Origin of the sequence: Arthrobacter sp. FW306-2-2C-D06B, from assembly GCF_021789175.1 — a bacterium.
Taxonomy (GTDB): Bacteria; Actinomycetota; Actinomycetes; order Actinomycetales; family Micrococcaceae; genus Arthrobacter.
Genome location: NZ_CP084560.1, coordinates 2,553,677 through 2,568,455, shown reverse-complemented (window position 1 = coordinate 2,568,455; position 14,779 = coordinate 2,553,677). Strand labels below are relative to the sequence as shown.

The following is a 14,779-nucleotide window of genomic DNA, read 5'->3' as shown; positions in this document are numbered from 1 at the left end:
GGTACGCTGGGTATCAGTAACACGATGTGATCATAAGGAGAAACGCATGCCTGAAGCAGCACATTCCGCGAGCGCACCACACGAATCCCCGGCAACCGAGGGCGCACTCCGCAAAGCCGTGGTGGTTGGCGGGAACAGGATCCCGTTTGCCCGGACCGGCGGCGCCTACACCAAATCGTCAAACCAGGACATGCTGACGGCCGCACTCGACGGGCTGATCGCACGCTTCGGCCTTCAAGAGGAGCGAATCGGCGAGGTCGCCGCAGGAGCCGTCCTGAAGCACTCCCGCGACTTCAACCTGACGCGCGAAGCAGTGCTGGGCTCGGCCCTTTCCCCGGAGACGCCTGCCTACGATCTCCAGCAGGCGTGCGCCACCGGCCTTGAGACCGTCCTGGGCCTCGCCAACAAGATCAAGCTGGGCCAGATCGACTCGGCCATCGCAGGCGGCGTCGACTCTGCCTCGGATGCCCCTATTGCCGTGAGCGAGGGCCTCCGCGAAATCCTGCTGGACCTCAATCGCGCCAAGTCCCTGACCGATCGGCTCAAGGTCCTCGCACGGCTGCGTCCGAAGGACCTCGCCCCGGATGCTCCGAACACGGGGGAACCGCGCACCGGCCTCTCGATGGGAGAACACCAGGCACTCACCACTGCCCAATGGAAGATCAGCCGCGAAGCTCAGGACGAGATCGCGTTCAATAGCCACCACAACCTCGCCGCGGCCTACGAACGTGGCTTCTTCGATGACCTCGTGACTCCGTACCGTGGGCTGAGCCGTGATTCGAACCTCAGGCCCGATACCTCCATGGAGAAGTTGGCCACCCTCAAGCCTGTTTTCGGAAAGAGCCTTGGGGCTGAGGCCACGATGACGGCCGGCAACTCGACTCCACTCACGGACGGCGCCTCCACGGTTCTCCTCGGCACTGAGGAATGGGCGGACGCCCGGGGCCTGCCCAAGCTGGCAGTCGTCGTCGACGGCGAGGCGGCCGCCGTCGATTTCGTCCACGGCAAGGACGGACTCCTCATGGCTCCGGCCTTCGCGGTGCCGCGGCTCCTGGCCCGCAACGGGCTGTCCTTCGAAGACATCGACTTCTTCGAAATCCACGAAGCCTTCGCGGGCACTGTCCTGAGCACGCTTGCAGCATGGGAAGACGAGGAATTCGGCCGTACCCGGCTGGGACTGGATGGTGCCTTCGGCAAGATCGACCGCGCCAAGCTCAACGTCAACGGCTCGTCCCTCGCCGCCGGACATCCCTTCGCCGCGACCGGCGGACGGATCGTTGCCTCGCTGGCGAAGATGCTCCACGAGAACGGCCCGGTGGACGGCCGGCCAGCCCGTGGACTCATCTCCGTCTGCGCAGCCGGAGGGCAGGGCGTCGTCGCGATCCTTGAGGCCTACTCCGCTCCCGAAGGGCGGTAGCCGACATGACGGACAAATACACACAGTTCGTCAGCCACGGGATCGGCAAGGACCTGGCCAAAAAGCTCGGCCTGCCCCAACCCGCCGTTCTCCGGAGGTACAAAGCGGGAGAACCGCTGGTTCCAGGTCCGGTCCTTGTGCTCGGGAGCGGCAACGGGAAAACTGCGGGCGCCGACGAATTGGCTGCCGCCCTGGTGGGCTGGGACCTCGACGTTCGGCGTTCGGCCCTGCCCAAGGAAAAGCTGGGGGCAATCGTCCTGGTGCTTGACGCCGTCGAGCATCCGGAAGAGCTTGCCGGACCGGTTCTCACTGCGGCCCCGTCGCTCCGTGATCTGGCCGCCGGTGCAAGGGTCGTCACGATCTCCCGCACGTCCGCGTCTGCCGCCAGCCCGGCTGTTGCCGCGGTCCGTCAAGGCGTCGACGGCCTGCTGCGTTCCCTCGCCAAGGAACTGCGGGCAGGTGCCACGGCCAACGGCATTCTCCTCGGGGACGGTACCGGCACCACGAGCCCCAGCACGCTCGGCGCGCTCCGCTTCTTCCTGTCCGGACGGTCCGCGTTCGTGGATGGTCAGTTCCTGACTGTGACTTCAGGCACCGGCCAGCTTCCCGCCGACGCCGACAAGCCCTTGGCCGGCAAGGTCGCCGTCGTCACGGGAGCTGCCCGCGGCATCGGAGCGGCGATCGCACGGACCCTGCACCGGGACGGCGCCCGGCTCGTGGTGGTGGATATTCCCGCTGCGGGCGACCACCTCGCCGAAGTCGCCAACGAGGTCCATGGCACTGCCCTGCAATTGGACATCACGGCCGAGGACGCCGGGAGGCGGATCATCGACCACGCCGTGGAACGCCATGGCGGACTCGATATCGTCATCCACAACGCCGGCATTACCCGGGACAAGCTCTTGGCCAACATGGATGAGGGCCGCTGGAATTCGGTCATCGGAGTGAACATCGCCTCGCAGTTGAGAATCAACGAGGCACTCCTGGGCTCGGACCAGCTCAACAAAACCCCGCGGATCGTGTCGGTGGCCTCCACCAGCGGTATCGCCGGCAATCGGGGGCAGACCAACTACGCTGCGTCCAAAGGGGGAGTGATCGGCATGGTCAGGGCCACGGCGCCCTTGCTGGCGGAACGCGGCGGCTCCATCAACGCGGTCGCGCCCGGTTTCATCGAGACCGACATGACCGCCCGGATCCCCTTCGCGACCCGGGAAGTTGCCCGCAGGTTGAACTCGCTGCAGCAGGGAGGCTTGCCCGGGGACGTGGCCGAGGCAATTGCGTTCCTCGCATCGGATGCCGCCGCTGGAATCACCGGAGAAGTGCTCAGGGTCTGCGGACAGAACCTGGTGGGTGCATGACTACGGAGCAACCGCTCATCCTGGGGGAGCTGCCGTCCCTCTCGAAGCTGTACGTGAATGCGGCGGCGACGGCGGCACGGCGGAGGCTGATGGGTTTCCAGGCAGCCAACGCGCTGCCCCACGGGAGCCATGAGGTCCGCGGGGTGCGGGCCGACGTCGCGAACCTCACCGCGTACCAGCACCTGATCGGCGAGACTGCGAGTGACGCACTTCCGGCCGGCTTCATCCATGCCCTCGCGTTCCCGGTTTCGATGAGCGTGCTGAACCGGGACGACTTCCCGCTTCCCCTGCTGGGGATGATCCATTTGAGGAACCGCGTGGAGCAGATGCGGGCGGTCCAGTTCAGTGAGTCGCTCGACGTCCGGTCATGGGCCGAGGACATGCGCGGTCACAGGGCCGGAACCCAGCTGGACGTCGTCGCCGAAGTCCGATCGAGCAAAGATGGGGCCTTGCTCTGGCGGGGCGTCTCGACGTATTTGGCCAAGGGGGTCTTCCTTCCGGGAGTCGACAAGGCCGCAATGGCCGCCACTCCGGCGGATTTCACGGCACCCGCACCAACAGCCATCTGGCAGCTCGGCGTGGATACCGGACGCCTCTACGCCGCCGTATCCGGAGACTTCAACCCGATCCACTTGAGCCTCCTCTCGGCCAAAGCGCTCGGCCTGCCGCGGTCGATCGCGCACGGCATGTACCTTGCATCCCGGGCCTTGGCCGACGTTGGCTCGGTGAAATCGGAAGCGTTCCGATGGGACGTCAATTTCGAGGCACCGGTGTTCCTCCCGGCGCGGGTGGCGCTGGAAATCGGCACCGCCCACTCCGCGTCAGGCTCGTGGGAGCGTTCGGACTACGTGGCATGGAACCCTCGAAGCGGCAGGAAGCACTTCAGCGGCTCCGTGACGGCGCTGTAGGGCGCCGGTTCCGGGTTCAAGGGTCCAACTCCAGGTCCAGGTCCACGAACGGCTACGACGACGGCGGTCACCCACGTGGGCGGCTGCCGTCGCCGTGCCTCGCGGCGCCCGGTCCTGAGCCAGTTTCACTGCTGTGGGTGAATTGCCGGTAATGCAATTCAATAAATGTGATGAACGCCGCATTAGTGTCTGAAAACGCAAATTCAAGTTAAACAAACAAGGCCTGGAATTATCATAATTCCAGGCCTTGCAATTGTGCGCGGAGGGGGACTTGAACCCCCACCCCCTTTCGAGGACTAGCACCTCAAGCTAGCGCGTCTGCCATTCCGCCACCCGCGCAGGTGGTGTTCGGAGCCTTCGTTCTGCGCCTCTCGGCGCTTCTCTTTCCTCCGAAGCAGCGAGAAAAACTCTAACACGGTTTCTGGGAAATAAAAAAACCGGAGCCGGAGAGGGTGCCGGTAACGGCAATTGGACCCTGCCAATCCGCGCCAAAACGCAGGAAAGCGCGCGGCCAAACGAGCGTGCGGTGGGTAGGCTGAGGGAAGCGCGCGGGAGCGTACGCACCAACTGCCTACCCGCCGGAGCATGTCCATCCCAGCCAGCAAGGAGAGTTCCATGACTGATATCCGACCCGAGGACGAAGTAGCCCGGATCTGCCAGGAACTCATCCGCATAGACACCTCGAACTTTGGTGACGATTCCGGTCCCGGGGAACGCGTCGCGGCGGAATACACAGCGGCGCTTATCAATGAAGTGGGATTGGATGCCGAAATCTTCGAGTCGGCTCCGGGCCGGGCCAATGTCGTCACCCGGATGGCGGGGGAAGACCCCTCGGCCGGGGCCCTCGTGGTGCACGGCCACCTCGACGTCGTCCCGGCGCTCAAGGACCAATGGTCCGTGGATCCCTTCAGCGGCGAACTCAAGGACGGACTCATCTGGGGACGAGGCGCCGTGGACATGAAGGACATGGACGCCATGATCCTCTCGGTCATGCGCGACTTCGCCCGCACGGGACGCAAGCCCAAGCGCGACATCATCTTCGCGTTCTTCGCCGACGAGGAAGCCGGAGGCAACCACGGCGCGCGGTACGCCGTCGAGCACCGCAGGGAACTCTTCGACGGTGCCACGGAAGCGATCTCCGAAGTGGGTGGCTTCTCGGCCACCATCGGAGGCCAGCGGACCTACTTGCTCCAGACCGCGGAAAAGGGCCTTTCCTGGCTGCGCCTCGTGGCCCACGGCCGTGCCGGACACGGTTCGCAAATCAACACGGACAACGCGATCACCCGCCTGGCCGGGGCAGTCACCAGAATCGGCGAATATCGCTGGCCGATCGAGCTGACCCCCACCACGCGGCAATTCCTCGACGGCGTGACGGAACTGACCGGCGTCGAGTTCGATCCGGACAACCCCGAGACCCTCCTGAAGGAACTCGGCACCGTCGCACGCTTCGTGGGGGCCACCCTCCAAAACACCTCGAACCCCACGCTGCTGAGTTCCGGTTACAAGCACAATGTCATCCCCGAATCGGCGGAAGCGCTGGTGGACTGCCGCACGCTCCCGGGCCAGCAGGAACTGGTCTTCGAAACCGTCAAAAAACTTGCCGGCGACGGCGTGGACGTCAGCTACGTCAACAAGGACGTGTCCCTGGAGGTGCCGTTTGCCGGCAATCTGGTGGACGCCATGATCGACGCGTTGCATACGGAAGACCCCGGCGCCAAAGTGTTGCCATACACCTTGTCCGGCGGCACCGACAACAAGTCGCTCAGCAAGATCGGCATCACAGGCTACGGATTCGCCCCGCTGATGCTCCCGGACGAACTCGATTTCACCGGGATGTTCCACGGCGTTGACGAACGCGTACCGGCCGATTCGCTCAAGTTCGGATCCAGGGTGCTCAACACCCTGCTCAGCAACTACTAGGGAGAACGCCGTGACCTCTGAGGAGATCCTGCCGGACGGGCTGCTCCACCGCATCCGGGGCCGCGCCGCCGGTTACGACCAGAACAACTCCTTCTTCCACGAGGACCTTGAGGAGCTCGCAGCGGCGGGCTACCTGAAGATCTTCGTCCCCGAGTCCGACGGCGGACTGGGGCTCGGGCTCGAAGCCGCGGCGGAGCTTCAGCGCCGGTTGGCCACGGCTGCCCCGGCCACGGCGTTGGCCGTCAACATGCACCTCGTCTGGACCGGCGTCGCGCACGTCCTGGCGGCCCGCGGCGACAACTCCCTTGACTATGTCCTCAAGGAGTCAGGACGGGGCGAGGTCTTTGCCTTCGGGATTTCCGAGGCGGGAAATGACTCCATGCTCTTCGACTCAGGGACCACGGCGGAACCGCAGCTGGACGGCGGGTACAGCTTCACCGGACGGAAGATCTTCACGAGCCTGTCGCCGGCATGGACCCGCCTCGGCATCTTCGGCAAGGACAGCGGCGCGCGGGAGGGGAACGGGGAGCTGGTGTTCGGCTTCATCCACCGGGACGCCCCGGGGCACGAGACACTGAGCGACTGGGACACCCTGGGCATGCGGGCCAGCCAATCGAATACCACGCTCCTGCAGGCCGCCATGGTGCCGCCGGAACGGATATTCCGGAAACTGCCCGTAGGACCCAATCAGGATCCGTTGATCTTCGCGATCTTCGCGTGCTTCGAAACGCTGCTTGCCGCGGTCTACACGGGCATCGGGGAGCGGGCATTCACCCTGGCGGTTGATGCCGCCAAACGCCGTACCTCGGCCAAGTACGGCGGCCGGAGCTTCTCGCAGGACCCGGACATCCGCTGGAAGATCGCCGACGCCGCCATGGCAATGGATTCCATCCAGCCGCAGCTGGCGTCAGTTGCCCGTGACGTGGATGCCTTGGTTGATCACGGGGCGCAGTGGTTCCCAAAGTTCGTGGGGCTCAAGGTGCGGGCCACGGAGAACGCCCGGACCATGGTGGATGTGGCAATCCGGGTTTCCGGAGGCTCAAGCTACTTCCGGGGCTCGGAACTCGAACGGCTGTACCGCGATGTGTTGGCCGGGATCTTCCATCCCTCGAATGACGAATCAGCGCACACCACCGTAGCCAACGCGTTGCTTGGCCCGCTCGAAAGCTGAAACGCTCGAAAGCTGGAGCGGGCGACCCGAAAGAGCGGCCGTGCAGCTACACGGTGCGTTGTACGTTGAGTACTCTGCGGCGCAGCCAGAACCGGCGACCGCCGCCGATATAGAGGATGCTCCGCTCCAGTTCCCACTTGCCATATTCGGAGTGCTCCACGAGCCGACGTCGCGCCTCGGGCAAGGAATCGTCAGGACTGACGGTCAGTACGAGATACTCGTACTGCCTCGCGTAGTCCCGCTGACGCTCCACTGAACTGCTCAGAAATTGTTCTCTCATCCCTCTCCATTTTCGTCTTTTTCGGGCTAACGTGAAGTCATGAGCATCGATCCGCGTGTCGCGCTTCAGTCATTGACAGCTGCCTTGGAAGAACACCTGATTGCCGCTTCCGCCCGTAGGGGCGAAGGAGATCCCGCTGTGGAGGCGGCGTTTTTCGCCGTCGCAGATGCCTTTGAGGTATATGAGGACTCACTATACGAGGCCTACTCGGAAGTCACACCACTTCAGGTGTTCGACGACGATGAAGAGGATGACGACGAGGAGAACAATGAACTCCTCGATGAAGACGAGCTGGAGATCCTCGACCAGTAGTGCGCGGTCAGTAATGCCGGAATAACAGCTGGGTCAGATCGCTGAAACGTCTTCAAGTGCCCGCGAAATTTCAGCGGGAAGAGGCGCCAGCTGCGCATCGAGCAACTCCTTGAGCTGGACCGCATTGCGTGCGCCCACTATGGCCGTGGATACGCCCGGGCGGGAGAGCAACCAGCTCAGGGACACGTCGACGGCGGAGCGTCCCAACCCGCGCGCGGCCATTGCCACCGCTTCGACGATCCGTGCGCCCCGCGCGTCGAGGTACTTTTCGACGTAGCCGCTAAGGCGGCCCTCCGCCGCACGTGATTCCGAAGGAATCTGGCCACGGTATTTGCCGCTGAGCACCCCGCGCCCGAGGGGAGCCCACGCCATGAGGCCGAGGCCGGCATCCTCGACGGCGGGCACCAGTTCGTCTTCGGGCTTCCTGTGCAGGAGCGAATATTCGGATTGGTTGGCCACCACGGTGAATCCCGCGACGGCCGCAGCCTTGGCGGTCTGCCAACCGTTGTAGTTGGAGATGCCGACGTACCGTGCGCGTCCCGAGCGCAGCGCAAGGTCAAGAGCGGAAAGCGTTTCGTCCAGCGGAACGTTGCCGTCCCAGGCGTGCGCGAACCAGATGTCCACGTAATCGGTTCCCAAACGGGCGAGGCTGGCGTCGAGTGCGGACAGCATGGAACCGCGGGAGGCATCGACGCTGCGCCGGCTGTCCGACGTCGAGACGCCTGCTTTTGTGGAGAGGACAATCTCCGAACGCGCCACGACGTCGCCCAGCATGGAGCCCAGGAGGGCCTCGGCTTGTCCTCCTGCGTAAGAGGCCGCGGTATCGATCATGGTGCCGCCTGCGGCGATGAACGTATGGAGCAGCTCCCGTGCATCCTGTTCGTCCGTTTCTTCCGCCCAGGACATGGTGCCCAGGGAAAGGGTGGACACCCGAAACCCACTGTTGCCGACGTAACGCTGCTGCATAGCTGATAGCTTACGGGGAGATCGGGTAGATCATGACGTAGGGTCTATTCACGTGAACTGGATAGAAGCAGCCTTCCTTGGCCTCGTGCAGGGCCTGACAGAATTCCTTCCGATTTCTTCGAGCGCACACCTGCGAATTGTCGGCTCGTTCCTGCCTAATGCGGCGGATCCCGGAGCCGCTTTCACGGCCATTACCCAGCTGGGCACCGAGACGGCGGTCATTGTCTTCTTTTGGCGCGACATCGTGAGGATTGTGCGCGCCTGGTTCGGATCGCTGCGCGGGAAGGTGGCCAGGGACGATCCCGACGCGCGGATGGGTTGGTTGGTCATCCTCGGCAGCCTGCCCATCATCGTGCTCGGCCTGCTCTTCCAGAACCAGATCGAATCCGTGCTGCGCAGCCTCTGGATCGTCGCCACGATGCTCATCGTCTTCGGCATGATCCTCGCGGTGGCCGACGCCGTGGGCAAGCAGGAACGCGAGCTGAGCCAATTGACCTTCAAGCACGGCATCCTTTACGGTCTGGCCCAGGCCATGGCGCTCATCCCGGGCGTCTCCCGCTCCGGCGGAACCATCACAGCCGGCCTCTTGATGGGGTATACGCGAGAAGCTGCCGCACGGTATTCGTTCCTGCTCGCCATACCCGCTGTCTTCGGCAGCGGCTTGTATCAGCTGTACAAGGTGGTGTCCAAGGAAGGAATCACCGGACCCTTCGGCCTTCCGGAAACGGCCCTGGCCACGGTCATCGCCTTCGTTGTGGGCTTCATCATCATTGGCTGGTTCCTCAAATTCATTTCAACCCACAGCTACCGTGTCTTTGTGTGGTACCGCATTCTCCTGGGACTCGCCCTCTATGTATTGCTCGGTTTCAATGTCATCAGCGCCTAGCACTATGGTTGAGGCTGTGAAATCGTGGATCTCCCGCCCTGTGCCTGAACTACCCGGCAGCATGCCCCCCTTGAGGCTGTTCGATACCGCCCTCGGGGCCCTCGTGGAGGTCGAGCCACGCGCGGAGCAATCCATGTACGTCTGTGGCATCACGCCGTACGACGCCACCCACATGGGCCACGCGGCCAGCTACGTAGCCTTCGACCTGCTCAACCGGGCATGGCGTGACAGCGGCCAGCGGGTTGCGTACGTCCAAAACGTCACCGACGTCGACGATCCCCTCCTGGAGCGCGCCACCGCCACCGGCGTTGACTGGCGGGAGCTGGCGGCGAGCCAGATTGAGCTTTTCCAGACCGACATGGACGCCCTCAATGTGCTCGCTCCGAGCCACTACATCGGGGCTGTCGAGGCGATCCCGATGATTGTCCCGGCCATCGAGAAATTGATCGCGGACGAGCTCGCCTACCGCGTGCACGGCACCGGCGGCGAACCCGACGGCGACGTCTATTACGACGTCGAGGCAGCCGGCAAGGCCTCGGATAGCCCCGACGCGTGGACCCTCGGTGACATCTCGGGGCTCGGTGAAGTGGAAATGTTGGAGCTTTTCGCGGAACGCGGCGGCGATCCCGGCCGCTCCGGCAAGCGGAATCCCCTCGATCCTTTGCTGTGGCGGGTTGCCCGCGACGGCGAGCCGAGCTGGCCCGGCGCAAGCCTCGGTGACGGACGTCCCGGCTGGCATATTGAATGTACGGTCATTGCCCAGAAGTACCTTCCGGCTCCGTTCACGGTGCAGGGCGGCGGATCGGACCTCGTCTTCCCGCACCACGAGATGGGTGCTGGACACGCGTTTTCGCTCAGCGGCATTCCGTTGGCGCGCCACTATGCCCATGCCGGAATGGTGGGCCTGGACGGTGAAAAGATGAGCAAGTCGAAGGGCAACCTGGTCCTGGTGTCCAAGCTCCGTGCCGCCGGCGAAGAGCCCGCAGCGATCCGCCTGGCGATCCTGGCCAACCACTATCGTTCGGATTGGTCCTGGACCGATGAAGGCTTCGCACAGGCTAAGGAACGGCTCAATACGTGGCGGGCCGCCCGGGACATTGCTCCCGAGGGGACAGCGGCGCAACTGCTGACGCTGATGCGTGCCGAGCTGGCCAACGATCTCAACGCTCCCGGCGCGGTCGCCGCCGTCGACGCCTGGGCCGCGGCGGCGCTCAGCAACGCGTCCGACGCCGAGCCCGGCGCCCTGGATTCCGCCCTGGTGAGCGACGCGATCAACGGATTGCTCGGCGTCGAACTCTAATATCTAAACAACGCGGGGTCACTTACGGCCCATAATGTCCACCTGGATGGACCGTAAGTGACCCCGCGTTGGCTTAGATGCGTACCGCACCCCCGGAGACAGCCCGTCAGGGCTTGTCCTTGCCCCTGCGCTTGAGGTAGCGCTCAAATTCACGCGCGATGGATTCGCCGCTGGCCTCCGGCAGGTCAGCCGTGTCCTTGGCCTCTTCGAGCTGCCGCACGTAGGCGGCGATTTCCGGGTCTTCAATGGCCAGTTCGTCCACACCGCGCTCCCACGCCTCGGATTCCTCGTTGAGGGCGCGGGTGTCCAGCGGCACCTGGAGCAGATCCTCGATCCTGTTCAGGATGGCCAGTTGTGCCTTGGGGGAGGGCGGCTGGGCGACATAGTGCGGCACGGCCGCCCACAGCGACACCGTGGGCAAGCCCGCGAGCAGGGCGAATTCCGCCAGCACGCCCACAATGCCTACCGGACCCTCGTACTGCGAAGCCTCCAGGTTCAAGCGCTGCCGCAATCCGCTGTCGTCCGAGGTGGTGCTGACGGGGATCGGGCGGCTGTGCGGGACATCGGCCAGAAGGGCGCCGATCAGCACAACGTAGTCGACCTTGAGCGTTTCGGCGTGGACCAGAAGCTCGGCCGTGTAGGCCCTCCAGCGGTAGGAAGGTTCGGTGCCGAGCACGAACACGACATCGACGTTGCTGTCCGGGACGCTGGCCTTGTACAGGCGCGTGGAAGGCCACTTCACCTTGCGGGTTCCGGCTGCGGTGCGTCGCACCGTCGGCCGGGTGAACTGGAAGTCGTAATAGTCGTCGGCATCAACGGATGCCACTTTCTTTCCTTGCCACAACTTGTTCAAGTAGTGCAGGGAATCGCTGGCCGCCTCGCCGGCGTCGTTCCAACCCTCGAAAGCCGCCAGCATCACGGTGATGCGCTGGCCTTCGGCTACAGGCTGGAGAAGGCGCTCAGGCTCGGGTGTTGTGGCCTGTCCGTCAGGGGCTCCGTCCAAACTGTTCATTCACTCACCCTACGTCCAACACCGCCACCGATGCATGGCATGAGGGGACCGGCGTGGCCATACTTCGCCCCGGGCGTAGAGCGGCAATTTGGCGTGCCTCGTTCCACGTAGACTTGAGGCATGCTTGCTTCAGCCACCCAGCCCTTTGTAAAAGCCGAGCTCAAAGCCGCGCTATGGGACATGGATGGCACCCTGGTGGACACGGAGCCGCACTGGATTGCAGCAGAGCGCACCCTCGTTGAGTCCCACGGCGGCGCCTGGAGCCATGAACAAGCCATGCAGCTCGTAGGGCAGTCATTGATGCACTCGGCCGGCATCCTCCAAAGGGCTGGGGTGAACCTGGAAAAGCGCGAGATTGTCGACTCCCTGAGCGCCCAGGTCATCGACCGTCTGCGCGTCGAGGTGCCGTGGCGGCCTGGGGCCAAGGAATTGCTCGACGAGCTATATCAATCCGGCGTCCGCTGCGCCCTCGTGACGATGTCCGAAGGCCCGATGGCGCGGGAAGTCGTCGCCAACCTTCCCAAGCCCTACTTCGAGTTCCTCATCACGGGGGACACCGTCAGCCAAGGAAAGCCCCACCCGGAGGCTTACCTCGCCGCCGTGGAACGGCTCCAGGACACGGACCCCGCGCTGACCGTGGATCATTGCGTCGCACTCGAGGATTCCGTCCCGGGAGTCGCGTCCGCGATCGCCTCCGGCGTGGTCACGGTCGGAATTCCGCACCAGATGCCACTGCCCGAGGACCCCCGCCGGGCAACCTGGGACACCCTCGAGGGACGGAAGGTCGCCGACCTTGAAGCACTTGTTGCCGAGCGTGCCCTCGGCAATGTGCCGGCCGCGGCTTTCCTTGAACAGGCAAACTAAATGAGCACTCCCCGGAACGGTGGCCACAGTATGCGTAGCGCCAGGAAGGACGGGATTCCACTCGGCCGGATCGCCGGAATCCCCGTGTACCTTGCCTACTCCTGGTTCATCATCGCGGCGTTCACGGTGATCGTCTATGGACCTGCGCTGCTGATCCGTAACCACTCCTTGGGAATCGGCGCCTACTTTGTTGCCTTCGCCTATGCGGTGCTCCTGGCCCTGTCCGTGCTCGTCCACGAGCTCGCCCACGCCTTGAGCGCCAAGGCCTTCAAATGGCCCACGGAGAAGATCGTTTTGAATCTCTGGGGCGGACACACCCAGTTCGAGAGCTTCATCGCCTCCCCAGGCCGCTCGGTGGTTGTTGCCCTGGCAGGACCCGCGGCCAACTTCGTCCTCGCGGGCGGGGCCTGGCTGTTGCTGCAGGCCGGTGTCTTCACCGGGGTAGGGGACACCCTGACGAACATCCTCATGTGGGCCAATCTGCTGATCGGCGTCTTCAATGTCCTGCCTGGCCTGCCGCTTGACGGGGGTCGTTTGGTGGAGTCCGCGGTGTGGAAAGTGACGGGCAGCCAGGAAAAGGGGACGGTGGCGGCTGGCTGGGCCGGACGGGTCATCGTGATCGTCCTCGTTGTTTGGTTCGTCGTGCTGCCCGTGCTGAGTGGCAATGCGCCCGATCTCAGCCTGATGCTCATCACCTTCCTTGTCTGCAGCTTCCTCTGGATGGGCGCTTCGGGCGCGATAAAGCAGGCGACGCTCCGCGGACGCCTCCCCTCGGTGAGTGCCGCCGCCTTGGCCGAACCCGCCGTAGGAATTCCGAACTCGGCCACGGTCGCCGACGTGCTGCGCGTGGCACCCTACGGTACGCCCGCCGTCGTGATCTGCGGACCGGATGGCCGGCCACAGGGCCTCGTCGATCCGGCTGCGACTGCAGCCGTGCCGGCCTCCGAGGTATCCACAACCTTCGTGACCGCGGTTTCCACCCCGCTCGCCGACGGGGCCTACGTGCCCTGGACGTCCAGCGGCCAGGAACTGATCCAGTATTTGGCGCAGCTCAGCGGTGCCGAATACGCGGTCGTGGATGAAGCCGGCACAGTCATGGGCCTGCTGCGGCAGCAGGCCGTAGTGACAGCCATTACAGGTAAAGTAGCCCGACGGAGCGGACGCCCGTAGGACCTTCCCGGTAGAGTTACCTGCCGGCCGTGAATTAACCCGGCCGGCAGTGCGCATCACTGAGCAGTAACTGTGGCAACAAATGACGGCCCAGCCGTACAGGAGCGAGGAAACACCCATGAGCAGCGAAACCGCCGCCAACTACACGGCCACCGGCGCCGCCGACACCGCCATCCAGCCGACTGGTGCTGCACGGCGCCGAGGGCCGTTCCGTGTGGGCGAGCGGGTTCAACTCACGGACGAACGCGGCCGGATGAACACCATCACCTTGGAGGAAGGCGGCGCCTTCCATACGCACCGCGGCTTCCTGAACCACGACGAAATCATTGGCCAGGTTGACGGTTCCGTGGTCGCCAACAACATCGGCCAGCAGTACCAGACGCTCCGTCCGTTACTCTCGGACTTCGTGTTGTCCATGCCCCGCGGTGCCGCGGTGGTCTACCCCAAGGACGCCGGCCAGATCGTCACCATGGCCGATATCTTCCCGGGTGCACGTGTTGTGGAAGCCGGCGTTGGTTCCGGGGCCCTTTCGATCTCCCTGCTTCGTGCAGTGGGCGACAACGGTTACCTGCACTCTTTCGAGCGTCGGGAAGAATTCGCCGACATCGCCCGCGGCAATGTGGAAACGATTTTCGGCGGTCCGCACCCGGCCTGGAAGATTTCGCTGGGCGACTTCCAGGAGGAAGTTGTCCGCAGCGAAGAGCCCGGATCCGTGGACCGCGTGGTGCTGGACATGCTCGCTCCTTGGGAATGCCTCGACGCCGTAGCCACCGTTTTGGCCCCCGGCGGCGTGTGGATCAACTATGTGGCCACCGTGACCCAGCTCTCCCGTACCGCCGAAGCCATCCGCGCCGACGGACGTTTTACGGAACCGGACGCCTGGGAGTCCATGGTCCGCGGCTGGCACCTCGAAGGCCTCGCCGTCCGTCCCGACCACCGCATGGTGGCCCACACCGGCTTCCTCCTGGTAACCCGTCGCCTCGCCGACGGCGTGACCGGAATCTCCGTCAAACGGCGGCCTTCCAAGACCGAGTTCAGCGAAGAGGACCTGAATGCCTGGACCCCGGGGGCCGTAGGAGAGCGCGCGGTTTCCGACAAAAAACTGCGTCGGGCTGCACGGGATGCGATTGCCGGCACCAACGTCAAGGACGACCCCACACCCGCTCCCTGAGGAAACATCACAAACTGGTCCGCATTCCGGATGTCACAGGTTAC

14 protein-coding genes and 1 tRNA gene are annotated in these 14,779 nt (G+C 64.3%); 11 read left to right on the top strand and 4 right to left on the bottom strand.

All coding sequences use genetic code 11. The annotated features are described in order from the left end of the window. Positions 1-46: 46 nt before the first annotated feature. Genes LFT47_RS12005 through LFT47_RS11995 form a run of 3 tightly spaced genes read left to right on the top strand, consistent with a single transcriptional unit; the run spans position 47 to position 3,683 of the window. Complete coding sequence (locus tag LFT47_RS12005) at positions 47-1,417, top strand: acetyl-CoA C-acetyltransferase (protein ID WP_236811056.1); 1,371 nt, start codon at positions 47-49, stop codon at positions 1,415-1,417. Positions 1,418-1,422: 5 nt separating this feature from the next. Further along, the gene (locus tag LFT47_RS12000; protein ID WP_236811055.1) at positions 1,423-2,775 is read left to right on the top strand and encodes a 3-oxoacyl-ACP reductase; all 1,353 of its coding nucleotides are present in this window, start codon (positions 1,423-1,425) and stop codon (positions 2,773-2,775) included. Beyond that, positions 2,772-3,683, top strand: coding sequence for a MaoC family dehydratase (locus LFT47_RS11995; protein ID WP_236811053.1), 912 nt, complete (start codon positions 2,772-2,774; stop codon positions 3,681-3,683). Before LFT47_RS12000 ends, LFT47_RS11995 begins: the two co-directional genes overlap by 4 nt. A 256-nt stretch (positions 3,684-3,939) precedes the next feature. Here the strand turns inward: LFT47_RS11995 and LFT47_RS11990 are convergent. After that, positions 3,940-4,022: transfer RNA gene (locus tag LFT47_RS11990), tRNA-Leu, on the bottom strand. 276 nt (positions 4,023-4,298) lie between these two features. On the opposite strand from LFT47_RS11990, the gene LFT47_RS11985 reads away from it, so the two are divergent. Both LFT47_RS11985 and LFT47_RS11980 read left to right on the top strand, forming a co-directional pair. Continuing rightward, the gene (locus LFT47_RS11985; protein ID WP_236811052.1) at positions 4,299-5,603 is read left to right on the top strand and encodes a M20/M25/M40 family metallo-hydrolase; all 1,305 of its coding nucleotides are present in this window, start codon (positions 4,299-4,301) and stop codon (positions 5,601-5,603) included. 10 nt (positions 5,604-5,613) lie between these two features. Beyond that, entirely contained in the window at positions 5,614-6,774 is a 1,161-nt protein-coding gene (locus LFT47_RS11980; protein ID WP_236811051.1) for an acyl-CoA dehydrogenase family protein, read from the top strand. 46 nt (positions 6,775-6,820) lie between these two features. Here the strand turns inward: LFT47_RS11980 and LFT47_RS11975 are convergent, their stop codons facing one another. Beyond that, a complete protein-coding gene (locus LFT47_RS11975; RefSeq protein WP_059389241.1) occupies positions 6,821-7,054 on the bottom strand; it encodes a DUF5703 family protein in 234 nt (77 codons plus the stop codon). A gap of 39 nt (positions 7,055-7,093) precedes the next feature. Here LFT47_RS11975 and LFT47_RS11970 point away from each other — a divergent pair, with 39 nt between their 5' ends. Beyond that, complete coding sequence (locus tag LFT47_RS11970) at positions 7,094-7,366, top strand: hypothetical protein (protein WP_236811050.1); 273 nt, start codon at positions 7,094-7,096, stop codon at positions 7,364-7,366. Between the two features lie 33 nt (positions 7,367-7,399). Here LFT47_RS11970 and LFT47_RS11965 read toward each other — a convergent pair whose 3' ends face one another. Next, positions 7,400-8,332, bottom strand: coding sequence for an aldo/keto reductase (locus tag LFT47_RS11965; RefSeq protein ID WP_236811049.1), 933 nt, complete (start codon positions 8,330-8,332; stop codon positions 7,400-7,402). Positions 8,333-8,384: 52 nt separating this feature from the next. On the opposite strand from LFT47_RS11965, the gene LFT47_RS11960 reads away from it, so the two are divergent. Together LFT47_RS11960 and mshC are read left to right on the top strand one after the other, a co-directional pair. Beyond that, a complete protein-coding gene (locus LFT47_RS11960) occupies positions 8,385-9,218 on the top strand; it encodes an undecaprenyl-diphosphate phosphatase (protein WP_236811048.1) in 834 nt (277 codons plus the stop codon). A 16-nt stretch (positions 9,219-9,234) separates the two neighbouring features. Then, the gene (gene mshC / locus LFT47_RS11955) at positions 9,235-10,518 is read left to right on the top strand and encodes a cysteine--1-D-myo-inosityl 2-amino-2-deoxy-alpha-D-glucopyranoside ligase (protein ID WP_236811047.1); all 1,284 of its coding nucleotides are present in this window, start codon (positions 9,235-9,237) and stop codon (positions 10,516-10,518) included. Positions 10,519-10,624: 106 nt separating this feature from the next. On the opposite strand, the gene LFT47_RS11950 is transcribed toward mshC, so the two are convergent. Beyond that, positions 10,625-11,530, bottom strand: a complete 906-nt coding sequence (locus LFT47_RS11950; RefSeq protein WP_236811045.1) for a PAC2 family protein — start codon at positions 11,528-11,530, stop codon at positions 10,625-10,627. Between the two features lie 120 nt (positions 11,531-11,650). Between LFT47_RS11950 and LFT47_RS11945 the strand changes: the two genes are divergently transcribed. The 3 genes from LFT47_RS11945 to LFT47_RS11935 all read left to right on the top strand — a co-directional run bounded on the left by LFT47_RS11945 (position 11,651) and on the right by LFT47_RS11935 (position 14,735). Further along, complete coding sequence (locus LFT47_RS11945; protein ID WP_236811037.1) at positions 11,651-12,394, top strand: HAD family hydrolase; 744 nt, start codon at positions 11,651-11,653, stop codon at positions 12,392-12,394. Beyond that, entirely contained in the window at positions 12,395-13,564 is a 1,170-nt protein-coding gene (locus LFT47_RS11940; RefSeq protein ID WP_236811031.1) for a site-2 protease family protein, read from the top strand. A gap of 118 nt (positions 13,565-13,682) precedes the next feature. Beyond that, entirely contained in the window at positions 13,683-14,735 is a 1,053-nt protein-coding gene (locus tag LFT47_RS11935; RefSeq protein WP_059389235.1) for a tRNA (adenine-N1)-methyltransferase, read from the top strand. Positions 14,736-14,779: the final 44 nt, after the last annotated feature.